The sequence below is a fragment of the Sphingobacterium haloxyli genome, assembly GCF_002980525.1.
GTDB lineage: Bacteria > Bacteroidota > Bacteroidia > Sphingobacteriales > Sphingobacteriaceae > Sphingobacterium > Sphingobacterium haloxyli.
In genome coordinates, this window is record NZ_PVBQ01000051.1 from 1 (window position 1) to 520 (window position 520).

Annotated in this window: 2 pseudogenes; both read right to left on the reverse strand. The window is 42.9% G+C overall.

The window, feature by feature from the left end:
• Positions 1-301 (reverse strand): annotated as a pseudogene (locus C5745_RS20560) (conjugative transposon protein TraN); the annotation flags it as partial.
• Positions 276-520, reverse strand: a pseudogene (locus tag C5745_RS20375) (hypothetical protein); the annotation flags it as partial. The pseudogenes C5745_RS20560 and C5745_RS20375, both read right to left, overlap by 26 nt.

Consider the following 520-nt stretch of genomic DNA (forward strand, 5'->3'; position numbering starts at 1 on the left):
GGAACAATTCCGGTTTGCCGTCAAAACTTATTTTTGATGCCGTAATAGTCCTAAAAGGTATCGGCACCCGCAATACCTTACTGCCGGGAAAGGTTGCCTTTTTCAGTACGAACACATTGCGGTGCCTTTTCTTAAATTCGTTAAGTGGTTGGTATTTCCAGATAAAGTCGATGATATGGAGAAGTGTGAAATCATCATGTTGGACAAGGTGCAGAAGAAACGCGCATTGACACCATCGGAAGAGAGGCATCTGAAGACCAAAAAATTGATTGAAGTTAGAAAACCCAATTATTATGAACACCTCTTGCTTTGGTGTTGACCTTTCGGTATAATGGTTTTTTAGTTTTGTGTCCGCACATCTTTACAATAGGTCTAAACTTCTCTTCCCTTCTACGGCTTTCTTCGCGTACATCAATAATCGTATACCCGTGGTCGGCCGATGCCCTTTCTACCTCATGGATATCAACCGTGGGGAGTGTCCAATTCCCATCAAGCGTATAGTCTGTTCCTCTTGGAGAAG